Here is a 22,292-nt window from a genome sequence, read left to right on the forward strand (position 1 = left end):
ATACATTTCCTTTCTACTATTTTTCTAATAATTTTTGAACCATGCTGGTAACTTGGATTGATGGCACCCCGTCCTTTAATAATACGAGTACAGAACCGTCATCGCTTAGTGTCCCAAATATTTCTGGAAACTGAACCTGCTCAAATAAGTTTGCTACCAACTGACCATTGCCAGGTTGCACTTTTATCATGACCATACCCCGTTGCGCACTTTGGCTCAAAAAGGCTTGTTGTAATATACGACGTAATCGTTGCAAATGTGGTCGATCATCTTGTTTCGGCAAATGATATAAAAATCCACCATGTGAATTTGGCACTTTAATCAATCCTAATTCATTTATATCGCGCGAAATAGTCGCTTGAGTGACCATTTCTCCTAATGTTTCAAAATGTGCAACAATATCCTCTTGACGACCGACAGCATGTTCTTGAATGAGTTGAACCAATGCTTTTTGGCGAGCTTTTTTATTCATTGGCATCTCCTGTGTGATTTAGCTGTTGGTAAGTTGATATCAGCAATTGATCAATATCAATATCATCAGCGATTTTTGGTTCTTCTACGCGTTGCAACACAGCCAAAAATTCAATGTTTCCCTGTCCACCTTTAATTGGTGAAAAAGTCAAGTGTTCAACTGAAAAGCCTTCACGCACCATCATGGTAATTGTCTGCTGCAACACTTCGCGGTGAACTGATGAGTCCTTGATAATACCATTTTTACCAACATGTTCACGTCCAGCCTCAAATTGCGGTTTGATCAGCGCGACAACCTGCCCGTTCTTCGCAATAATGTCAGCAAGTGGCGGTAAAATGAGCCCCAGAGAAATAAATGAAACGTCGATTGTAGCAAAATCTGGTTGTCCAAACGTAAAATCAGTCAGTTTGGCGTAACGAAAATTAGTATTCTCCATGACTTTAACGCGCGCATCTCGACGCAATTTCCATACCAACTGATTGGTCCCAACATCTAAAGCATAAACTAATTTAGCACCATTTTGCAACGAGACATCCGTAAAACCACCAGTTGATGAACCAATGTCTAAGACAATTTTATCTTGTACAGATAAATCGTAAGTGTTCAAAGCTTTTTCCAGTTTTAAACCACCACGGGATACATACTTTAACTTTTCACCCTTGAAATGTAGTTCGGTTGTTACCGGTATTTTTTGGCCCGCCTTATCTAAACGCTCCTCATTTTCGCCAAGAATTTCACCAGCCATAACAGCGCGTTTTGCTTGTTCACGTGATTCGAAAAGACCCTGTTGGACTAGCAATACATCGACACGTTCTTTATCAACACTCATGATTTATCTCCAATAAAAGTGATTAATTCTGATAACAACTCTGGATGAAAACGCTGGTCATTCAATTTAATGTCATTCAAAATTTTATAGGCATCATTCAAATAATCATCGCGCATCCGCTCAGCAGTCGTCACGCCAACTAGATGTGGTAACGCATTGACAGATTCTGTTTCATCCTGCTGATAGTCGTCTAGATCATCCTGAATTTGAAAGGCTATCCCCAGATTGTCGCCAAAGTCAGCTATTTGTGTTATCAAATCAGTATGAAAATTTTTGCTATTTCCACTGTCTTTAACCAAAAGAGCGCCTGTTTGCGCTGCGTAACGCAGTAAAGCAGCAGTTTTAGGTTGATAAACTAAAGATAACAGGTTTTCTTGATCAATACCACTCTCGGCACCATCGTGATTCTCCATGTCATGTATTTGTCCAAGCACCATACCGTTTGCCCCTGCGGCTTGCGATAAATACTGTGTGATTAATACAATCGATTCCGACGCTGGCGCTCCGGACACCGTCAATGCCTGGGGAATAACATTGAAAGCACCAGTTAACAAAGCATCCCCAACTAAAATGGCATTTGCCTCACCATATAAGGCATGTACACTAGGTTTGCCTCGCCTTAGCAGGTCATTGTCCATTGCCGGTAGATCATCATGTACTAATGAATAAGAGTGAATCCATTCCACTGCCGTAGCAATTTTGAGTTGGCTAGGTGTTATCAATTGTTCAAAACTCTCTAAAACCATCAAGCTTAGTAATGGTCTCAAACGTTTGCCACCATTCAATACAGCATATTTCATCATGGCAACCAAATCATCATCTGAGCTAACTTGAGATAAATCGTTTTCCAGTTGCGCATTAATTTTTGGCAGCCATTCATTTTGAAATTCCTTTAAATTAGTCATTTGTTAATTCCAAATCCGATAATTCACCATTATCATCCATTACTTTAGCTAATGTTTCCTCAGCATCTTTTAGTGTTTTTTGTAGATCTTTAACCAGACCAACACCCGTTTGAAAATCAACCAACGCTGTTTCCAGCGGTCGATCCCCTTTTTCTAGTTGACTTACGATGGTTTCTAATTGTTGTAATTTTTCTTCAAATGTCAATTGTTCACTCATGTTTTACTCCTGTAATATTTGCAACTGCGTTCCCGTCAGCAAAGCGCACATTGATTTCATCATCTTTATTTAAAACGTTTACACTACGAACCACTTGTTCATTTTTGGTCACAATTGCATAACCGCGCGTTAAAATTTTTAATGGGCTAACAAGATCCAACTTAGTCCCCAATAGTTGCAACTGTTCTTGGGACGGTTGCAATAAATGCTGTTGTAATTGCTGTTGTCGTTGTACAAGCGTCGTGTAGTCGTGTTGCGCATTGATTAATCGTTGATGCGTAAGCTGCACTAATAACCTCGCTGCTTGATCCACGCGTTGATTGTAACCCGTGTATAATCGATCTGGTTGTTTAAAAATGACATGCTCGGTCATTCTGTTTAAACGTTGTTTTTGGGTGGCAATAATTTGTTGGATTCTTGTTAACTGTCGGACTTGCAATTCTTGCAATCGGGATTGTATCTGAGCAAGCGTAATAGGTGTAGCCAGTTCCGCTGCCGCTGTTGGTGTTGCGGCACGGCGATCTGCCACAAAGTCAGCCAGTGTATTATCTGTCTCATGTCCAACAGAACTAATTACCGGTGTTTTGAGTGCGGCAATGGTACGTGCTAGCTGTTCATCATTAAAGGCCCACAAATCCTCAATAGAACCACCACCACGACCCACAATAATAGTGTCAAATGCCATATCATCAATTCTGTTGAGCTGCCGAATAATTGTTGGCGCAGCTTTGTCGCCCTGCACTACTGCCGGAAATAAAATAACTTGTGCCGTTGGAAATCGACGTTGTACCGTACGGGCAATATCTTCAATAACTGCACCGGTTGGTGATGTGACAACTGCTATTTTTTTAGGAAATAACGGAATATTTTTTTTAGGTAAATCAAATAATCCTTCTGCCTGCAATCGTTTCTTCAATTGTTCATAGGCTAAAAATAATTCTCCCACACCGTCTGGTGACATCGACTCCAAAATTAATGAATACGAACCACGTGGTTCGTACAATTCCACGCGACCCACAGCATTAATTTTCATGCCCTCTTCAGGTTGAAATTTGATTCGTTTCTGATAACCAAACATCGAAGCGCTAATAACAGCGTTACCCTCTGAATCTTTAATAGAAAAATAGAGATGCGGGCCACGCCGTCGCCCCATATTGGAAATTTCACCTGTAACATAGACTTTTGCGAGATAAGGATCCGCATCAAATTTGCGTTTTAAATACGCAGAAAGCGCTGATACTGTTAAATACTTATTATTTATTTCTGACATGGTGCCTCTCAATCGCTCATAATGATTATATACACTCATTATACCTGAAAAACTGCATAAAAAAACAACTAACCTAAAGGCTAGTTGTTTAGTTTGGCATGCCAGATGCGCTCTGACGGGCGATTACTAGTTGTCACACTAATAATAAAGTCGCGTCACCTCAGTGTTAACACTGTTAGTCATGGTGAGATGAGATAGTTCCACAACACACTCATCATCTGCATCTATACGAGATTTGTGACTTAACACGGCAGACCGCTTTCGGCGCTAATTTTTCAAGCGCTTCGACTCATCGCATAAATTAATGATAACAAATATGTCGACAATAGTCAACTTAATATGATCATCTTAAGCCCTTAATGATGCGATATTTACAGTTAGTTATGAAATCGTTATACTTATAAGCATGATAAAAATAACTAAAATAACGCAACATTTCATCCACCCTAACATTGCACCTAAAAACACTAGTTTAGATGATTTGTTCGTTGCAAATGCTGATTTGAAAGACAAAAAAGCATTAGCTGCTTATGTGATTGAGACATACAGCCTTGGGCAACTGATTAGTGTCAAATTTAATGTTGCCGATCACATTCTCGACTTTACTTACAATCAAACAGAAAATATCGGACGAGTTGTGGCCGAAGTCGCCATAGTGGACTGACACCGTTTATATTTCAATATTAGCTTGGGCTTTTGTTTCTGCGGATGCTTGCTCCGAGACAATATGTGCTAACTGTTCATCAAACCAACTTGCAATCTTTGCCTGTGCACTGTCAGTATCATCTTCGTAAGTAGCAACCGAACTCACTAACGCAATTTTCAATTTTGATTGACTAACAAATGGATTTTCAGCAATCATGTATAGATTAACACCAAGTGATTCACTGTCTGGCAAAATCATTTTTCGTAACTGATTTTGATAACGTAGTGGTAAGTTGATAACATTTGTTTCAAGACTTAGTGTGGTCCCATCCGACTCAATACCACCATTGATATTAAGCGTAACTTGCATAAAGTTTTCGTCGGTTACATGCTGGGCTAATTCGCTCATGAGCGCATCAATTGGCACAGTTTGTCCATCCTCGACAGTTATTGATTTGTTATAAAATGCTGCATCAGCAATATTAGCCAACGCACGTTCACCTGTTATTTGCATAAAATTTCCTCATGTATAATATTACCATACCTACTCACTTTGCTGATTAAAAATCATTTTCAGTTAACATTCTTGGGAGAAAAGTATCAATGTTTGAAAAACAAAAAATACCCGCACTTGTATCGATTGGTCTATTTACTTTTATGTCAACATTAGACGGTTCGATCGTCAATGTTGCATTACCAACGATTGCGCGTGAATTAGCCATTCCTCTAAGTCAAGCTACATGGGTTGTCACTATATATTTAGTGATTATTTCTGGTCTAATTGTTTTATTTGGACGGCTTGGTGATCTATTAGGTAAAACAACCGTTTTTCGTTACGGTATGATGATTTTTACAATAGGTTCTTTATTATCTGGCATTAATTTAGGATTACCTTTTTTACTATTTGCACGTAGTTTTCAAGCGATTGGCGCTTCGATGACCATGAGTAATTCTTTTGGTATCACATCGACTCTTTTCCCGCCAAATCAACGCGCCCGCGCTATGTCAATTATTGCAATGTTCGTTTCCTTAGGTTCGATTGCTGGCCCAGCAATTGGTGGTCTCATCTTGTCGATAGCTAACTGGTCATATATTTTTTGGATTAACGTCCCTATTGGTGCCATAGCATTTTGGGTAGGTGATCGCTATCTTCCAAAGGAAAAGCCATTAGGCACACTCCGTGAAGTTGATTGGTTAGGTGCATGTCAACTACTTATGACTATGCTATTGTTCTTTTTAGGTATGAACAGCGGTCAAAGTATAGGTTGGCATCATGTCTTAGTTTGGCTTTTACTTTTGCTCAGTGGCTTAACCTTTGCTAGTTTTATTTGGCAAGAAAAGCGCAGTCCTTCACCGCTACTCAATCTACATATTTTTGATAATCATACCTTTGGCGTTAGCGTCCTTCTAAGTGCCATGTTTTTCACAGTCAACGCGTACGTCAATATTTTGACACCATTTTATTTACAAAATTTTCGAGGCTGGTCTGCGGGAATGGCTGGCATCATAATGATGAGTATACCCGCATCAATGTTTGTTTTTGCACCCATTTCAGGTATTCTCTCTGATCGTTATAACAAAGAAATCATTACTTTAATTGGTATTTCAGGGTTGATAGTTTCTCAAATAGGCTTTCTAATTTTCGGACAAGCAACACCCATTTGGTTAATCGTTACCATATTACTGCTAACTGGTATGAGCGCAGGTATTTTTCAATCACCGAATAGTGCCTTGGTTATGGCCAGTGTTAACAAACAATATTTGGGCATTGCTGGATCAATCAATGCATTGGGACGTAATGTCGCCTTTGTGTTTGGTAACATTTTTGCCACAACAATTTTATTCCTTTTGATGTCACAACAAGCTGGTCATCGTGTCACGACATACGATTCACAGCATCCATCCTTATTTATGACTGCGATGCACAACAGCCTGTATTTTTCATTGACACTCGCCATAGTTGCCTGGCTATTGACTGCCAAACGATTATTTCAAACAAAAAAGAGCTCATGAGCTCTTTTTTTACTGTTTATGTGGCATGCGTGCCCAAAAATCAGCTTTATTCGTCTGCCTTTCACGCGCAATAGCCATCGCATGTTTTGGGACATCTTCTGTGACTGTTGAACCTGCCGCCGTAATTGCTTCATCGGCTATCGCAACAGGCGCTACTATTTTTGTGTTTGATCCAATAAATGCATGATTTCCAACTGTTGAATAAAACTTATTGACACCATCATAGTTAACAAAAATTGACCCCGCACCAATGTTGACGTCTTCGCCAACTGTTGCATTACCAATATAGGTCAAGTGACCAGATTTTGTGTCGCGACCTAGTTTAGCATCTTTCACTTCAACAAAGTTACCTATATGAACATTGTCAGCCAAGTCAGTTTGTGGTCTTAAGTGAGCGTATGGTCCAACGGTAACACCATTTGCCAATTGCGCTGATTCCAAATGAGATGCAGTAATGACATTGTTGTCACCAATAAGACTATTTTCAATTCGTGATCCTTGGGTAATTAAATTGCCCGCTCCAATAACAGTGTCTCCTAGGATTGTGACGCCACCCTCTATCACCGTATCTGCAGCAATTTTCACTGTTTTATCAATGTAAGTACTGGTAGGATCAATCAATTCAACACCTGAAACCATTAACTCATGATTAATGCGACCATGCATAATTTGATTTGCAGTAGCCAATGCCACGCGGTCATTCACACCCAATGACTCTGTAAAATCATGTAACGTATGGGCCCCGATTTGCTGACCATCATGTCTCAAAATATCTAGTGTATCTGGTAAATAGTATTCCCCTTGGGCATTGTTATTTTCAACTTTTGACAAAGCATCAAACAACAATTGATTATCAAAAACATAAACACCAGTATTTATTTCTTTAATGTGTCGTTCGGTCACACTGGCATCTTTTTGTTCAACAATTTTAATAACAGTATCATCATCACCGCGCACGATTCGACCATAACCAGTAGGATCATCAGCAATTGCGGTCAATACAGTCACAGCATTATTGCTGTTCTGATGTTCAGCCACCAATTCTGAAAGTGTTTCGGGACGAAACATTGGTGTATCACCTGACATAATTAATGTCACACCATCACTGTCTTTTAATTCTGATTGTGCTTGTTGTACTGCGTGACCTGTACCAAGTTGAACCATTTGTGAAACAAATTTACTGCGATCACCAACATGTTCTTGCACGCGTTTTGCACCAACACCAATCACTGTAATTAATTGACTAACATGCAGTGTTGAAACAGACGCCAGTACCCAGTCAATCATTGCTTGGCCAGCCACACGATGCAACACTTTTGGCGTCGTCGATTTCATGCGTGAACCTTGCCCAGCAGCTAATATTAGTACGTTAATCTCGTCTTTACTCATGTTTACATTAATCCTTATGATTATAGATTTCTTCTAAATAATTGCCCGCTGTTACTAAAATTGGATCGCCATTTTTGAGATTAGTATCAACATGCAGCAAAGACGTGAAATGATCCAACAATCGTGTCGTCGAGCGACCTTCAGCAAAAACAGCTGTCCCAACGACTGTTCCATCAAATTCACCGACCAGTGTCTGCATACCTTGAATTGTCCCACCGGCTTTCATGAAATCATCAACCACCAAAACACGTGATCCTGTTCGGAGTGAGCGACGGGACAATTCCATTTTCTCAACCCGCTTTGAGGAACCTGTCAAATAATTAACAGAAACCGTTGGCCCCTCTGTGACTTTGGCATCATCACGAACAATCACAAAAGGTACATTAAGCTGTTCAGCAACTGCTTGGGCTAATGGAACACCCTTTGTAGCCGCTGTCATAACGGCATCAATATCATCTCGAAGGTACTGTGTTGCAATCAATCGGCCAGCTTGACGTAATATGTCTGGTCTTCCCAATAAATCTGACAAATAAACATATCCGCCAGGCAAAACACGTGTTTCGTCATTGACTAATTGTCTTATTTCTTCAATAAATGTTTTGGCTTCTGCTTCAGACATGGAAGGCACAAATCGTGCCCCACCGGCAGCACCAGGAACTGTTTCAAGTAAACCAGTTCCACGCTCTTGGAAAGTCCGTTTAAGAATTGATAAATCTTCTGAAATAGACGACTTAGCTGATTCATAGCGTTTAGCAAAGTAAGATAGTGAAATTAACTTGCGTGGGCGCTCAAGCATGTAGCGCGCCATATCGACCAAACGATCTGAGCGACGTGTTTTCATAGTATGTGACGGACTCAAGCACTAGACTAGTCCGTTTCCTCCTTGATTTTTATTAACAATTACCTCTAATTATAGCATTATTTTCTAGTAATAGTTCGGAAATTAAGCCTTTCGTTTAAACTGCCATACAGAGCCTAAATAAATCAAAACTTCAATAATTGCGATAAAAAAACTGGTTGGCAATTCAGTTAGATAGGCAACACTCAAGCCAACCCAAGTTCCAAACAACGCAAAAATAATTGCCATTCCCATTAATTGTACAGTAGTGGTGGCATAATATTTAGCACTAGCAGCTGGCAGCGTAACCAGAACAAATATTAATAATGAGCCCACTAATTGGGATGAAATGCTGACAGACAAGGCAATCATGACAAGAAATACGTAACGTACCCCTTGTTGTCGTTGTGTTTGCATAAACATCCCCTGCTCGTCAAAAGACAACTGCCGTAGAATCCGATAATTAAACAATAATGTGACCAAAACGACTGCGGCCAGCACCAAAAGCAGATACAAATCATGATGACTGATACCCAAAACTGACCCAAATAAAATACCCGTTGCCGCGCTCGATGATGTGTGCCCTAATGCTAGAAACAAAATCCCCAAACCAATGGCTAACGCAGAGATAGCGCTGGTCACATTGTCACGTTTAGTATATGTTGACTCCAATACACCAATAGCGACTGACGAGGCAACTGTTGCGACCATCATACCAAGTAAAGCCGGCCATCCAATCCATAGACCAAAAGCAGCACCGGCAAAGCCAATTTCACTGAGGGAATGGGTTAAAAAAGCGTAGTTTCGGGCAACCACAAACGTACCAATAACGCCAGCAACAATACTAACAATGGTACCAGCGACAAAAGCATTCTGCATAAAACTATATTCAAACATAATGAACCTCATTTTCAGGATGCGTAACTGTCATATCAACCGTTAGTTTTTTTAATTCTTGGGCATTTCCCTGCGTTACGTTTCCAGCATCAAACATCAAAAAACCATCGGAAAAATCAGAAACTAAGGTCAACTCATGTGTGATGAATAAAACCGTCAACCCGGTTTCTTTTTGTAACCGTACAATTGCTGTCAGCAATTGTCGCTTGTGTTCATGGTCTAAACTGGCTGTTGATTCATCTAAAATCAGTAATTCTGGTTGCTTAACTAGTGCTTGAGCGACAAATGCTCTTTGTCTTTGCCCACCAGATATCAAACCCAGTCGTTGATCAGCAATATTAACTAAATCCATTTTTTGCAGTGCTTTATGAATAGCTACTTTTTCTGAGCGATTATTAAATAAATGCCAGCCACTATTAAAAGCCAGACCAACAAATTCCGCAACACTGAGCGGATAGTCTCGCGAAATATCTCTAAACTGCGGTACAAAGCCAATGGATTTCGTATTAACCTTCAAATTGCCAACATAATTATGATGTTGTCCAAGTATCGTTTTAACAAATGTTGTTTTGCCAGCCCCGTTTTCACCCAAAATGGCGTAAAAACTGCCTGCCGGTACATCAACGCTTATTTCAGACGCAATGGCCTTATCGCCATAACGGATTGTTAGTTGGTGTGTCTCTATAATTGCATTCATTGTGCAAGCGCCTTTTGTATTAGTCGTAATTGTGATAATTGCCAAGACCAAATGTAAGCGTTTTGCGGTAAAACTTGGTTAAATGTTACAACGGGTACATTATCTTTTTTTGCTGCTGCGATTAATTGTTTATCATGATTCGTCTGATCTTGCGTTGCCGTCAACACAAAATCAATTTTTTGGTCACTCATTTTTTTCTCTAATGCTGTCATAGCATCATCATCAAGTTTGTCAACATCGTTACTTGCTGATTGATAGCCCAATTGTGTCATCATTAATTCTTGCGATTGATTAGTAGCTAAATAGGTGACATTTTTACTTTTTTTCAAATTTTGAAATACTGATGTTAATTTAGCCGTTTTTTTCAAAAGACTTTGTTTATTGGCGACATAACTATTACGATTGCGGGGATCCATATCACTCAGTTGATCCGTAATTTTAGTCGCCATGTTCAAAGTTGTTTGGGGACTCAAATAAACATTGCGATAGTTTTTACCGTCAGTAATATAGTCGCTTGCAATCACTAATCTTGCGGACACCCCCCATTGTTTGGCACGCGTTAGCAACTGACTTTCATGCGTATCAGTGATAATCAACTCAGACTTTTTAAATTTTATTTTTTGCGCTTGATCAGTAACATTTGAAATAAGTTCCGTTTTACCATGCTTACCAGCAATAGCCGCTGCAATCTGTTGATAAGCAATGTTATCAGTAGCAATGACAACAGGTTTGCTGTCAGGGACGCTCGTTTCACCAGCCATGTTAACAAACACTAAAAAAATCCCGATTGGAATTAGGAGGATCGTTAAAATAGCATAAATAACTTGTTTGTTCATAGTGTTTTATTTCATATTGCAGATGCCGATCATCTGCTGACAACCTGTAATTTTTTGGACGTACTATATCATGATAACACGATTTAAAACAGACAAAAACACTTGTTGATACAAAAAAAGCCCACAATTGGGCAATTAATCAGCAAATGTAATGTCGATATTTTTTGTTAATATGTCTGTATAGCTATACGAAGCACGCTCAAAATTAGCATCCTCATCTAATTCAACAACGAATAGTGATGGAAATGTTGACCTTAAAATGCCTGAACGTTCCGTAATCTTTTTGCGACCTGCTTGGGCAACTACGGTTACTTCTTGTCCAACATGTGAATCTAGTTGAACCTTGATCTCTTGCAAACTACTTGGCATTTTTATACCACCTTTCGTGTAAAAGCTGATTTTATTATACTACAAATAAACCTTTTAAGCAAGTATAACTGAATATTTCAGCGTTTTTTAGTATAAATATTCGGCTATTTCACTAATTTTTGCGTTCGTAATGCCAAATACAAGTCCGTGAAATCAGCTAAATTCAGTCGTTCCGCCCTGATTGAAGGTTCAATGTTGGCTTCTTGCAAGGCCTTTTCTAATTTGGATTTTATTTCGGCCTCTTTCCCGTACGTTTGCAATAAATTATTCCACAAACTCTTGCGTCTATGCGAAAAAGTGCCCTTGATAACGCCAAAAAGTTGATTGGGTTGCTCAACAGATACATCAGGTGTCAAAGGTGTCAGCTTAACGACTGCACTGTCAACATTCGGCGCAGGATTAAATGATGTTGCTGGTACTTTAATTGCTAATTGTGCAGTCGCAAAATATTGTATGGTCAAAGTTAAAACCCCATATTCTTTTGTTCCCACCTGAGCATTCAAACGATCAGCAACCTCACGCTGCATCATAACAACGATGTTATCCCAAGCGATATCTGCCCGCAGTAGCTGCATCAAGATTGGAGTCGTAATATAATATGGCAAATTCGCAACAATTTTAACGTTGGCATTTTCACCAAATTCTTCTGTGATCACCTGCTTTAAATTAACCTTTAAAATGTCATTTTCAATGACGTGAATATTCTGATATGGCGACAACGTATCCGAAAGAACTGCTACCATTTGAGGATCGATTTCAAATGCAACCACTTTTTTGGCTGATTTTGCTAACTGTTCTGTTAGGGCCCCAATACCGGGCCCAATTTCAATCACATGGTCTTCAGCTGTAATTTCAGAGGCTGCCACAATACCATGCAATACATTTAGATCAGTCAAAAAATTTTGGCCAAACTTTTTCTTAGCCCTTAATCCATATTCATTTAAAATTGCTTGTGTTCTTGTTGGATTAGCAATATCAATTGTTTTTCCCACTTTGCATTTGTCCTTTCAACGCTTCTTCGACTTGTGTACGTTTGATACCAAAAGCATTTAAACGTTTAATCAACTGTTTGCCATTTGTATAACCAATGTGTAGCTTTTCACCTACCACAGCCCGACGTTCACGCGCATTTGATCCACTTAAAAGGCCTTGTTGCAACAAAAATGATTGATCAATATCACTTGATACAGTCACACGTGGTGTCATTAAATGTCGTAAAGCATTTATAATTGTGTCTGGGCTAGCATGTTCAATGCCTAATGATTTGTGAGGATTATCATGACTCGCGCGCGCTTGATCTTGAGTGATGTATGCTTGTTTAGCGGTCGGAATAGCTTTTGTTATGATATTACGGATTCGCTGCCCATTGAAATCAGGATCAGTAAAAATAATGACACCGCGTTGTTTAGCAGCTAATTTTGCTCTATCAATTACATCTTGATCAACGGCACTCCCGCCAGTTTCAATCGTATCAGCAATCACCGCACGAGCAATGTTTTGTGTGTCAGACCGTCCTTCGACAATAATAACTTCATTAATATGCTGTCTATCAATCATGATTTAAAAACAGGCGATGCGCATTTTGACGCGTTACATCAGATAAATCCTTTGGCGACATGTCTAACGTTTCTGCTAGACTATCAATGACATACTTCACAAAAGCCGGTTCATTAGTTTTGCCACGATAAGGCGTAGGCGCCAAATAAGGTGCATCAGTTTCAACTAAAATACAGTCTAATGGTACAACCTTTGCGGCGTCTCGTACTTCTTGAGCTTTTTTAAAGCTAACAACACCACTAAACGAAATTGACATTCCCAGATCAACAAAAGCTAGCGCCTGTTCTGGTGTGCCTGAAAAGCTATGCATCACACCTTTTGTGACACCAGACGCTTTTAGAATTTGATAAACATCCTCAAACGCATCTCGATTATGAATGATAACAGGTAAATCATATTTTTTTGCTAATGCCAAATGCGTCAAAAAAGCTTCTTTCTGAGTTTCATGAGAAGTACTTTCCCAATAATAATCTAAGCCTGTCTCACCAACACCCACGACTTTGTCCTGTTGCAACTGCTCCGCCAACGTAGTGGCTGCTGTCTCGTCAAAGCCATCTGTATCTTCTGGTTGAAATCCTAAAACGGCGTATATATTCTCATGAGACTGAGCAATTGACAAAGCACGTTGATTCGCAATCGCATCATAACCCACAATATTCATTTCCATTACTCGAAATTCGTTTGCTCGTCCAATATAGGCGTCCACATCATGATATAATTTGTCATCATTTAAATGTGTATGTGTATCGTAACTATCTGCCGGTGTCTTGGTTGGATCATAAATTGCCATTTTGGCCTCCAAATTATTATTTAAGCTAATACTAAGTATATCATGGTTCTACGTCAATAAAAAAACCGCTTTTTGCGGTTTAATTAGTTGGTGCAAAGTTTTTTAGTACACCATTAACAAACTTACGATCATCATCATCTGCGAATGTTTTAGTTAATTCCACTGCCTCATCGATGGCAACCTTATAGGGTGTTGCTTTGATTGAAACGAGCTCATAAATAGCTAAACGTAGTATGACGAGATCAGCTTTGTTGATTCGGTTAATTGCCCAACCATCAGCTAAATGAGCCGAAATTTGCTCATCTAAGTCATTTTTTGATCCCAACACACCATTAATTAATCTTGGCAAATAATCATCAAATGTTTTACCATTCAAAACAATGTCATATAAATCATCAATTTTGCTGTCTTGCGGATCTTTTTCAAGTGCAAAAAGAATTTGAAATGCGGCTTGGCGAGACTCATGTCGCGTTAAACTTGCCATTAATTTGTTACCTCGTCACCAAATAAGTTATTAGGATCAATTGTACTGTCAGCCTTTTCAGGTACAATACCACTGACATGAACGTTGATTTTTTCAACATGCAAATCCGTCATAGATGCAATTTGTGATTTGATGGCGTTCTGAATATTTAGAGCAACTTTAGGCACCGCCACACCATATTGTACGAATACATAAGCATCAATCACTAATCCATCAGTTGTTTGTTGTAATTCAACACCTTTACCACGCGCATTAGAACCAAAAACGCTTGTAAAGCGATCAGATAATTTACCACGCATCGAATAAACGCCACTCACTTCCTGAGCCGCAATTTGCGCAATAATTTCAACAACTTCGGGTGTTACTTGTGTCGTACCGAACACTTCACTTTTTGTTGCTAACAATAAATTTTTGTTTGCCGTTTTACCTTGCTTGATTTCTCTGGCCATAGTGACTCCTCGACAATCTTTTTAAAATAAAAAGTTCCACAAGGGAACTTTCAGGGTTACCGTGTACAGTGGCACTTGATCGTAATGACTGCTTTTTGATTTAAAAATTCAATGTTGTCAAAAGCCAACTCATTCATGCCAAACTGTAATCACGCGCGGCCCTTATATGAACCGTCTTCAGTATTAACAATAATTGTTTCACCTTCGTTAACGAAGTCAGGCACCGTGATTGTAGCGCCAGTCTCAACTGTTGCAGGTTTACCTGAACCAGTAGCGGTTGCACCCTTGATGCCCGGTTGTGTTTCAGTAACCTTCAATTGAACAGTAGATGGCAATTCAGCACCCAAAATTTCGTTGCCGTACATTGTAATCTTAACTTCCATACCTTCAAGCAAAAACTTCAAAGCATTAGTCAAATGTTCATCAGGAATATTAACCTGTTCGTAAGATTCAACATCCATAAACACACGACCGTCATTTTCAGCGTATAAATATGACATTGGACGTGTTGTGATGTCTGCTTGTTCAAACTTATCCCCTGGTCGGAATGTAACTTCGTTAACCGCACCTGTACGCAAGTTCTTCAACTTTGAACGCACAAAGGCACCACCCTTTCCAGGCTTAACGTGTTGAAAGTCCAAAACGCGCCAAATTGAGTTTGAATATTCGATTGTCAAACCCGTCTTTAAGTCATTCATGCCGATTGCCATGATTAGTATCCTCTTTATTCAGTAATATAATTATTATAACAGAAATCCACTCTTAATAGTACAGACTTCAAACAAGTAAAAATTTTACCACATTTTCAGGCTATTTTCAATCTTTTTTGTTATTGAGCTCCGGTTGCACAATCAATGCATCCAAGCGACGTAACGTTTTTAAGAATTCTTTTCCTTCAGATATACCAAAAATATCTAGCCACTTATTGAAACGTTGGCGAACACTTTGTGCAATAATTGCTTCAACCTCAGCGCCTTTAGGTGTTAGGACTAGCAACACACGTCGCCTGTCATCTGGGTCTTTTTCTTGTGCTAAATACCCACGGTCAAATAACGGTTTTAGTTGCCGGGCAATTGCTCCCTTTGTTACACCACGATCTTTAGCAATCTCAGTCATAGTCAAAGGTTCCTCGCTTTGGGAAACAGCCGCCATGATTAACCATTGTTCAAATGAAGCGCCATACGGATTAGCTGGTTGTGAAATTAATTTTTCTAGATTTTTAAGTGCTGACATATACACACTTACAAATTCACTCAATAGATCTGAATTTTTCATTTTATCCCTCACATGCTGTCAATCATGGTCATCACTTCATCAAGATTATTAACAACATGTACCCATTTCATGTCATCAATGTTCACAAAATGATCGTTAACCATTTGATTCAACCAATTTTCAAAATAATCATAAAAACCATTGATGTTGTATAAAATCAGTGATTTATGGTGCAACCCCAGCTTGGCCCAGCTAATGACTTGTGCAATTTCTTCCAACGTACCAAGTCCCCCTGGTAAAGCAACAAAAACATCTGAATTATCAATCAGTAGCTGTTTTCGCTCAGTCATCGATGCTACTTCAATGAACTTCGTGATTTTATCAGCATCAATAGCATCTTCTGCCAAATTACGTGGTGAAATACCTAAAACATTACCATTATTAGCCATGACACTCGTTGCTAATGTACCCATCAAGCCATCTTTACCGCCACCATACACTAGGTATAAGCCTCGCTTAGCTATTTGTTTACCAAACGCTTCTGTTTGAATTTTGAAGTTGGGATCACTACCAAATTGTGAGCCCATAAAAACGCCAACTGCCTTTGTTCTCATTTGTTTATCCCTTACACCAATTTACCAATTATAGTATTAATAATCAAGTGAAGTATCTTAAAATCAGTCCATGTGGTAAACTAGTAGTTAAGGTTTTCGTTCGTGACAAATTAAAATACTATTTTTGGAGGCATTTATGATTTTTAAAGTTTACTATCAAGAACACCCTGAGCGCAATCCAAAGCGCGAAACAACACAGTCACTTTATTTAGAGGCTGAAAGTTTACCTCAAGCACGCGAGTTAATTGAGGAAAACACGCAATACAATGTGGAGTATATCGAAGAATTGTCAGATAAGGCTGTAACCTACGAAAAGGCCTACCCTCACTTCGAAATCACAACATTCTAATGACATATTCAGTAGATATTAAACCTAATGAAGTCGCAGTTTATGCGCTAGGCGGTTTAGGCGAAATCGGTAAAAACACGTACGGTATTGAGTATCAAAATGAAATTATTGTCGTCGACGCAGGCATTAAGTTCCCCGAAGACGAATTACTTGGTATCGACTATGTTATCCCAGACTATACTTACCTAGTGGATAATATCGATCGCGTTAAGGCACTGGTAATCACTCACGGACACGAAGACCATATCGGTGCTATCGCCTACTTTTTACAATCTGTTAATGTACCAGTTTATGCTGGCCCATTAGCCATGGCACTCATCAAAAACAAACTAGAAGAAAAGCAACTACTTAATCGCGTCGAATTACACGAAATCACTGATGGTTCCGTACTGGAATTTGACCAAATGAGCGTTGAATTTTTCCGAACAACCCACTCAATTCCCGATGTTTTTGGTGTTGCAGTGCACACACCAGTTGGCACAATTGTGGAAACTGGTGACTTCAAATTTGATCTCACCCCAACTACCAAGCAGCCACCTAACCTTTGGTCAATGGCACGCATTGGCGAAAATGGTGTTTTGCTCATGATGAGTGATTCAACCAACGCTGAACGTCCTGAGTGGACTAAGTCAGAAGCTTGGGTTGCAAAATCCGTTAATCGCATTTTTGACAAAATCGAGCATGGACGCATTATCTTTGCCACTTTTGCCTCAAATATGAACCGCGTACGAATGGCGACAGATGCCGCAATTGCACGTGGTCGTAAAATTGCAGTGTTTGGTCGCTCTATGGAGTCTGCCGTGACAAACGGTCGTGCGCTGGGATATCTCAATATTCCTGATGACATGCTCGTTGAACAGTCAGACATTAAACATATTCCTGATGACGAGCTTTTGATTTTATCAACTGGTTCTCAGGGTGAACCAATGGCTGCACTAGCTCGAATTGCCGAAGGTACTCATAAGCAAATTCGCCTGAAGCCTAAAGATAATGTCATATTTTCATCGTCACCCATTCCTGGTAACACTGCTTCTGTTAACGCTGTTATCAATAAATTAGAGGAAGGCGGTGCAAATGTTATTTATGGTAAGGTAAATAACATTCACACTTCTGGTCACGGTGGTCAAGAAGAAGAGAAGCTCATGCTAGCACTAATGAAGCCCAAGTTCTTCATGCCAGTTCACGGTGAATATCGTATGTTAAAAGTTCACGCTTCTTTAGCGCATGAATTAGATATTCCTGATGATCACACTTTCATTCTTGAAAATGGTGATGTTCTGGCATTAGATGGCGAAAATGCGCGTGTTGCTGGTCACTTCCCTGGTGAAGATACTTATATTGATGGGTCTGGAATTGGTGATATTGGTTCGGTTGTCTTACATGATCGTCAAAAACTATCACAAGACGGTTTAGTTGTCGTCACTGCAACCATCAATCTTAGCAAAAAAGAAATTCTTTCTGGTCCAGATATTTTATCACGCGGTTTCGTTTATATGCGTGAATCTGGTGATTTAATCAATGAAGGGCGTCGTGTCATTTTTGGTACAATTCGTCGTGTGATGAACAACGCCAACGCAAGTGAATCAGATATTCGTCAAGCTGTTATTGATGAATTGTCACGCTTTTTGTACAAAGAGACTGCTCGAAAGCCAATGATTTTACCTATGCTAATTATGATGTAATACAGACCACTAAATTTTAATAATTTGGTGGTTTTTGATTACCTTTTTTCGAGCATTATGTCTGTCGTTTTATGCTCATCTCCAAACGTTACATGCTTTATCATGACAAAATACAGACATTACAAAAATATATTCGCAATTATTCGGAAAAAACATAACATATTCTCAAAACACCTAGAACGCAATATGTTACAATACTGTAAGTAAAACATTAAGGAGCTATCATGACAACACGTAAAATTCCCACAATCATGGGTACACAGCATCCCGACAACGCTAATGCACCTTTCTGGGACAGTTCTCAGCAACCATTCATCAGCGCTTATCGCGAGACCAGCGAAGCATTTGAAAACTTTAGTGAATTAAATGTTGACGAATACATGTGGGATTGGGAAGGTAAACATGCCGATGCCGCCGTCATTGATCGCTTATTTAGCTCAGAGTATGACTATTTCAAAGAACATCAAATTGGTCGCGACAAGTTTTTAACTTTCAGATTCCCGAATATTTGGGAAGAAAAGGGTTATAACTTGATGCAAGCCATGACAGCCTTTTTGAGTTCCGAGGATTTTGCACATGATCTTGGCTTCACCCGGCCTCTATTTGAAGCTATTTTACCAATGGCACAACGTGCAGATCAAATTTTGAAAATGCAACTCCTGTTTGAAAAATTAGCAAATTTCAAAACAGCAGAGTTCACACGTTCTGATAAAAATACACCTTATATCGAAATGATTCCGCTATTTGAAGATTTTGATACGCAACTGCATGCACCAGAAATTTTAAAAGAATACTTGACACTCCATGAAGAACACTTTGGTTTCCGTCCAAAATATCTACGTGTTTTCTTGGCAGGGTCTGATTCAGCCTTGACTGCCGGATTTATGAGTTCGATTACAGGAAACAAATTAGCAATTGCAAGATTACATGAATTTGCTGAGCAAGAAAACATTGAAATCTATCCGATTTCTGGAACAGGGTCAGCAATTTTTCGTGGTGGTCTATCGCCACGTCGTATTGATCGCTATGTCAAAGAATTCCCTGGTGTCAGAACAGCAACTGTCCAATCAGCCTTTCGTTATGATTTTCCACTGGAGGAAGTACAAACGGCTATCGACAAATTAAAAACAGCACTACCGGTTGCCGAACCACTCAAAATTAGTAGTGAAGACCAGAATGTACTTGCAGAAGTTGCTGAAATTTCAGCTAAATATTACTCGAATACACTAGACAACTTAGTACCTAGTATGCAACCAATTTTCAAGGCGTTCCCCAAGCGTCGTGACCGCCGTCAACACGTTGGTGTTCTTGGCTACTCTCGCTCTGTTGATGGCATCGAATTGCCTCGAGCAATTAACTTCACCGGTGCGTTCTATTCTGTTGGTGTTCCCCCTGAATTTATTGGTTTCGGGCGTGCCCTGAAACAACTTAATGCTGACCATCTTGGTGTTTTTGTGAGACATTATCCAAGTATGAAACAAGACTTCCGAGAGTTGGCTCGCTATGTCAACATGGATGCCCTACAAATCTTAAAAACTCAGAGTCCAGCTTGGGCTGAAGTGGAAGAAGATATTTTGATTTTGCAAGATATCTTTGGTTTCGAACTCCAACCGCTAACTAGGGAAGAAAAACAACATGCAGAGATTGCTTTACAAGTTGTGCAAATTAAGGATGGCGCACCAATTGCGGTGACAGCGCTCATCAATCGTATGGCCCAATTACGTCATTTCCTAGGTTAAAAAATCCTAAAAAATGTACTTATCGTTTGATAAATAGCCTTAACAGGCTTTTTTTGTTACAATAAAATTAATTTGTTTGAAAGTTTGAGCGTGTCAATGCCACAATTCTATGTTATTAACAATCCTCTTGCTGGCAGTGGACGCCACCAAGAAAAAATTTCAAAAATTAAATCTCAACTCACTTTTGCATCGTGGCAAGACACAACTTTTGCTGGTCAAGCAACCCTTTTTGCAAAAAAATTAGCCAAGGATTTGCCTGATGTCCCTGCAAAAAATGTTATTCTAGCGATTGGTGGTGATGGTACTTTAAATGAAGTTCTGAACGGACTGCTTAAATTTAAGCGACTTAACCCTATACCCATTGCTTACATCCCCAATGGATCTGGTAATGACTTTGCTCGTGCTGCACAATTAGGTGATGCCAATGACGCTTTATCACGACTAGCAAAAATTAGATCCTCGCAATTACTGACAGTTGGCAAAATTGTCGGTGATGCACCCAAAAAACAAACAAGGTACTTTGTTAATAATTTAGGCATTGGTTTCGATGCGGCAGTTGTTTCACAAACAAATCATGATAAATGGAAAGCACGTCTTAACAAAATTGGTTTAGGTTCATTGAGCTATCTTTTTTCTGTTCTCAAGGTATTTGCGAATCAAAATAGTTTTCCTGTCACGATTAATTCCGGTGACGACTACCTCAATTTTCCGCGCGTCTTTCTACTCACCTTAACCAATCAAGCTTATTTTGGGGGTGGTATCGCACTTTTGCCTGAAGCAAAGCTCACAACCTATGGATTAGATTTGGTTATCGCAGAAAAAATGAGTTTTGTTGAATTTTTAGGCATGTTTCTAGCTTTGAAAAGAAATGGTGGACATCTCAAATTCAAAAAGGTTCATCATCTTAAAATGTCACAAAATGCTACCATTCACGTTCGTGATATACAACCTGGTCAAGCTGACGGGGAAGAATTAGGCAACGGAAGTTACGACTTTCAGTTAACATTTGAACATTACCCATTTTGGATTTAAACAAAAAACGCCAAGTCTTGAGATGTCATCTCATTAGACTTGGCGTTTTTGACTTTTAACTAAAACGAGCAGAGCGCTCAGCTTGTGAAACAATTGTCGCTAATAGACGTCGTGCTACGAAATTTTGGCTGAGACGCAATACCATATCATCACGATAATAAACAGCCGCTATTGCAGCAACCAAAGTTGGAACAACACTATTGGCATGACCGTGAACCAATGAATTTTTAATTGCTTCAGTATAATTCTGACTGTTAAGCAAGCTCCAAATGACTGCCTCTAAAGTAGAAGCGGCCTTACCATCTAATACTATTTTATCGGCTGGAATATTTCTAAAATCAGGCAAATTAAGCTCATCAAATGCTGAAAGCTCAGAAACAAACACTTGGTGACGTGAGTAATACTCAAACCCAAAAGCTAACCCATTTTCAACAGCATCTGATAAATTATTACCGTCTAAAATTTGACTCAGAATGAGGCTCATCATCCCCACCGTCACCAAAGCACCCTCATCGTTGTGCGTCAAACCAGCAATACGATGAAGTAGCATCATTGCAGTTTCATCATTAACAAATGAAGTCCCATATTGGTGGTGCAAATAAAGTGCCACTGGTAACATACGTGCCAAGATGTTATCACTATCTGCTGCATCGTCTGATACACCTGCCGAAAGCATATCACGGTTTTTAATATAATTATCTAATGCTTTTTTTGTGACTTCATCGACACTTTGATGTGTACCAACAGGCGCATACTGTCGCCTTTGATACCAGTTTTGTAAGTGAGCCATTACATCTGCCAACTGATAACCGCGTGTTAAACTTGCCGTTGTTGCTAATGACAAGCTAACTTGCGTTCCCCACTCTAACTGTCTATCAAATTGTTGATCTAACACCTTATCTTGATCATTGGCAGGTAAAGACGCGATACTTTCACCAATAACCATGCCGAATATCAAAAATTGAATTGTTGATTGCTTTTTACTCATACAATCATTTTAACAT

At 39.4% G+C, this 22,292-nt stretch carries 27 protein-coding genes; 6 read left to right on the forward strand and 21 right to left on the reverse strand.

The genetic code is table 11. The annotated features are described in order from the left end of the window. Nucleotides 1-16: 16 nt before the first annotated feature. The 5 genes from IAE53_RS09420 to xseA are packed head-to-tail and all read right to left on the reverse strand — an operon-like array spanning nt 17 to nt 3,693. Nucleotides 17-472, reverse strand: coding sequence for an arginine repressor (locus IAE53_RS09420; RefSeq protein WP_010275659.1), 456 nt, complete (start codon nt 470-472; stop codon nt 17-19). Continuing rightward, a complete protein-coding gene (locus IAE53_RS09425; protein WP_010275655.1) occupies nt 465-1,301 on the reverse strand; it encodes a TlyA family RNA methyltransferase in 837 nt (278 codons plus the stop codon). Before IAE53_RS09425 ends, IAE53_RS09420 begins: the two co-directional genes overlap by 8 nt. Beyond that, nucleotides 1,298-2,206, reverse strand: a complete 909-nt coding sequence (locus IAE53_RS09430) for a polyprenyl synthetase family protein (protein ID WP_188353038.1) — start codon at nt 2,204-2,206, stop codon at nt 1,298-1,300. Before IAE53_RS09430 ends, IAE53_RS09425 begins: the two co-directional genes overlap by 4 nt. Next, the gene (locus IAE53_RS09435) at nt 2,199-2,423 is read right to left on the reverse strand and encodes an exodeoxyribonuclease VII small subunit (RefSeq protein WP_010275647.1); all 225 of its coding nucleotides are present in this window, start codon (nt 2,421-2,423) and stop codon (nt 2,199-2,201) included. The genes IAE53_RS09430 and IAE53_RS09435 overlap by 8 nt, the downstream gene beginning before the upstream one ends. After that, nucleotides 2,416-3,693, reverse strand: a complete 1,278-nt coding sequence (gene xseA / locus IAE53_RS09440) for an exodeoxyribonuclease VII large subunit (protein WP_148424190.1) — start codon at nt 3,691-3,693, stop codon at nt 2,416-2,418. The genes IAE53_RS09435 and xseA overlap by 8 nt, the downstream gene beginning before the upstream one ends. A gap of 406 nt (nt 3,694-4,099) precedes the next feature. Between xseA and IAE53_RS09445 the strand changes: the two genes are divergently transcribed. Further along, nucleotides 4,100-4,357: a hypothetical protein gene (locus IAE53_RS09445; RefSeq protein WP_148424189.1), complete on the forward strand. Its 258-nt coding sequence runs from the start codon at nt 4,100-4,102 to the stop codon at nt 4,355-4,357. 6 nt (nt 4,358-4,363) lie between these two features. Here the strand turns inward: IAE53_RS09445 and IAE53_RS09450 are convergent, their stop codons facing one another. After that, nucleotides 4,364-4,852 (reverse strand): hypothetical protein, encoded by a 489-nt coding sequence (locus tag IAE53_RS09450; RefSeq protein WP_200136390.1) that lies wholly within the window; start codon nt 4,850-4,852, stop codon nt 4,364-4,366. A gap of 89 nt (nt 4,853-4,941) precedes the next feature. Between IAE53_RS09450 and IAE53_RS09455 the strand changes: the two genes are divergently transcribed. Continuing rightward, nucleotides 4,942-6,351, forward strand: a complete 1,410-nt coding sequence (locus IAE53_RS09455; protein WP_200136389.1) for an MFS transporter — start codon at nt 4,942-4,944, stop codon at nt 6,349-6,351. A 9-nt stretch (nt 6,352-6,360) separates the two neighbouring features. Here the strand turns inward: IAE53_RS09455 and glmU are convergent, their stop codons facing one another. The 14 genes from glmU to IAE53_RS09525 form a co-directional block, all read right to left on the reverse strand. Continuing rightward, the gene (glmU, locus tag IAE53_RS09460) at nt 6,361-7,740 is read right to left on the reverse strand and encodes a bifunctional UDP-N-acetylglucosamine diphosphorylase/glucosamine-1-phosphate N-acetyltransferase GlmU (protein WP_200136388.1); all 1,380 of its coding nucleotides are present in this window, start codon (nt 7,738-7,740) and stop codon (nt 6,361-6,363) included. Nucleotides 7,741-7,747: 7 nt separating this feature from the next. Next, the gene (gene purR / locus IAE53_RS09465) at nt 7,748-8,581 is read right to left on the reverse strand and encodes a pur operon repressor (RefSeq protein WP_148424185.1); all 834 of its coding nucleotides are present in this window, start codon (nt 8,579-8,581) and stop codon (nt 7,748-7,750) included. Between the two features lie 102 nt (nt 8,582-8,683). Then, on the reverse strand, nt 8,684-9,475 hold the full coding sequence (locus IAE53_RS09470) for a metal ABC transporter permease (protein WP_200136387.1): 792 nt from the start codon (nt 9,473-9,475) through the stop codon (nt 8,684-8,686). Continuing rightward, on the reverse strand, nt 9,468-10,172 hold the full coding sequence (locus tag IAE53_RS09475) for an ATP-binding cassette domain-containing protein (protein ID WP_200136386.1): 705 nt from the start codon (nt 10,170-10,172) through the stop codon (nt 9,468-9,470). Before IAE53_RS09475 ends, IAE53_RS09470 begins: the two co-directional genes overlap by 8 nt. Continuing rightward, on the reverse strand, nt 10,169-11,008 hold the full coding sequence (locus tag IAE53_RS09480) for a metal ABC transporter solute-binding protein, Zn/Mn family (RefSeq protein WP_148424182.1): 840 nt from the start codon (nt 11,006-11,008) through the stop codon (nt 10,169-10,171). The genes IAE53_RS09475 and IAE53_RS09480 overlap by 4 nt, the downstream gene beginning before the upstream one ends. Nucleotides 11,009-11,143: 135 nt before the next feature. Continuing rightward, on the reverse strand, nt 11,144-11,377 hold the full coding sequence (locus IAE53_RS09485; protein WP_010275621.1) for a Veg family protein: 234 nt from the start codon (nt 11,375-11,377) through the stop codon (nt 11,144-11,146). Nucleotides 11,378-11,481: 104 nt separating this feature from the next. After that, entirely contained in the window at nt 11,482-12,369 is an 888-nt protein-coding gene (gene rsmA, locus IAE53_RS09490) for a 16S rRNA (adenine(1518)-N(6)/adenine(1519)-N(6))-dimethyltransferase RsmA (RefSeq protein WP_148424181.1), read from the reverse strand. Then, entirely contained in the window at nt 12,353-12,934 is a 582-nt protein-coding gene (gene rnmV, locus IAE53_RS09495; protein ID WP_200136385.1) for a ribonuclease M5, read from the reverse strand. The genes rsmA and rnmV overlap by 17 nt, the downstream gene beginning before the upstream one ends. Next, nucleotides 12,927-13,724: a TatD family hydrolase gene (locus IAE53_RS09500; protein WP_200136384.1), complete on the reverse strand. Its 798-nt coding sequence runs from the start codon at nt 13,722-13,724 to the stop codon at nt 12,927-12,929. The genes rnmV and IAE53_RS09500 overlap by 8 nt, the downstream gene beginning before the upstream one ends. Nucleotides 13,725-13,803: 79 nt before the next feature. Continuing rightward, a complete protein-coding gene (nusB, locus tag IAE53_RS09505) occupies nt 13,804-14,208 on the reverse strand; it encodes a transcription antitermination factor NusB (protein WP_010275609.1) in 405 nt (134 codons plus the stop codon). Then, nucleotides 14,208-14,657 (reverse strand): Asp23/Gls24 family envelope stress response protein, encoded by a 450-nt coding sequence (locus tag IAE53_RS09510; protein WP_148424178.1) that lies wholly within the window; start codon nt 14,655-14,657, stop codon nt 14,208-14,210. Before IAE53_RS09510 ends, nusB begins: the two co-directional genes overlap by 1 nt. 149 nt (nt 14,658-14,806) lie before the next feature. After that, the gene (efp, locus tag IAE53_RS09515; RefSeq protein ID WP_036068044.1) at nt 14,807-15,367 is read right to left on the reverse strand and encodes an elongation factor P; all 561 of its coding nucleotides are present in this window, start codon (nt 15,365-15,367) and stop codon (nt 14,807-14,809) included. A 106-nt stretch (nt 15,368-15,473) separates the two neighbouring features. Next, a complete protein-coding gene (locus tag IAE53_RS09520; RefSeq protein WP_148424177.1) occupies nt 15,474-15,932 on the reverse strand; it encodes a MarR family winged helix-turn-helix transcriptional regulator in 459 nt (152 codons plus the stop codon). A gap of 8 nt (nt 15,933-15,940) precedes the next feature. Then, the gene (locus IAE53_RS09525; protein WP_148424176.1) at nt 15,941-16,486 is read right to left on the reverse strand and encodes a TIGR00730 family Rossman fold protein; all 546 of its coding nucleotides are present in this window, start codon (nt 16,484-16,486) and stop codon (nt 15,941-15,943) included. 136 nt (nt 16,487-16,622) lie between these two features. Between IAE53_RS09525 and IAE53_RS09530 the strand changes: the two genes are divergently transcribed. The 4 genes from IAE53_RS09530 to IAE53_RS09545 all read left to right on the forward strand — a co-directional run bounded on the left by IAE53_RS09530 (nt 16,623) and on the right by IAE53_RS09545 (nt 21,288). Continuing rightward, nucleotides 16,623-16,835 (forward strand): DNA-dependent RNA polymerase subunit epsilon, encoded by a 213-nt coding sequence (locus IAE53_RS09530; protein WP_010275590.1) that lies wholly within the window; start codon nt 16,623-16,625, stop codon nt 16,833-16,835. Next, complete coding sequence (rnjA, locus tag IAE53_RS09535; RefSeq protein WP_148424175.1) at nt 16,835-18,517, forward strand: ribonuclease J1; 1,683 nt, start codon at nt 16,835-16,837, stop codon at nt 18,515-18,517. The genes IAE53_RS09530 and rnjA overlap by 1 nt, the downstream gene beginning before the upstream one ends. 224 nt (nt 18,518-18,741) lie before the next feature. Next, nucleotides 18,742-20,256: a phosphoenolpyruvate carboxylase gene (gene ppcA, locus IAE53_RS09540; RefSeq protein WP_148424174.1), complete on the forward strand. Its 1,515-nt coding sequence runs from the start codon at nt 18,742-18,744 to the stop codon at nt 20,254-20,256. 96 nt (nt 20,257-20,352) lie between these two features. Next, a complete protein-coding gene (locus IAE53_RS09545; protein WP_148424173.1) occupies nt 20,353-21,288 on the forward strand; it encodes a diacylglycerol kinase family protein in 936 nt (311 codons plus the stop codon). Between the two features lie 55 nt (nt 21,289-21,343). Here the strand turns inward: IAE53_RS09545 and IAE53_RS09550 are convergent, their stop codons facing one another. After that, a complete protein-coding gene (locus IAE53_RS09550) occupies nt 21,344-22,276 on the reverse strand; it encodes an ADP-ribosylglycohydrolase family protein (protein WP_148424172.1) in 933 nt (310 codons plus the stop codon). Between the last annotated feature and the right edge of the window lie 16 nt (nt 22,277-22,292).

The sequence above is a fragment of the Leuconostoc sp. S50 genome, from assembly GCF_016624925.1.
Classification (GTDB): Bacteria; Bacillota; Bacilli; order Lactobacillales; family Lactobacillaceae; genus Leuconostoc; species Leuconostoc pseudomesenteroides.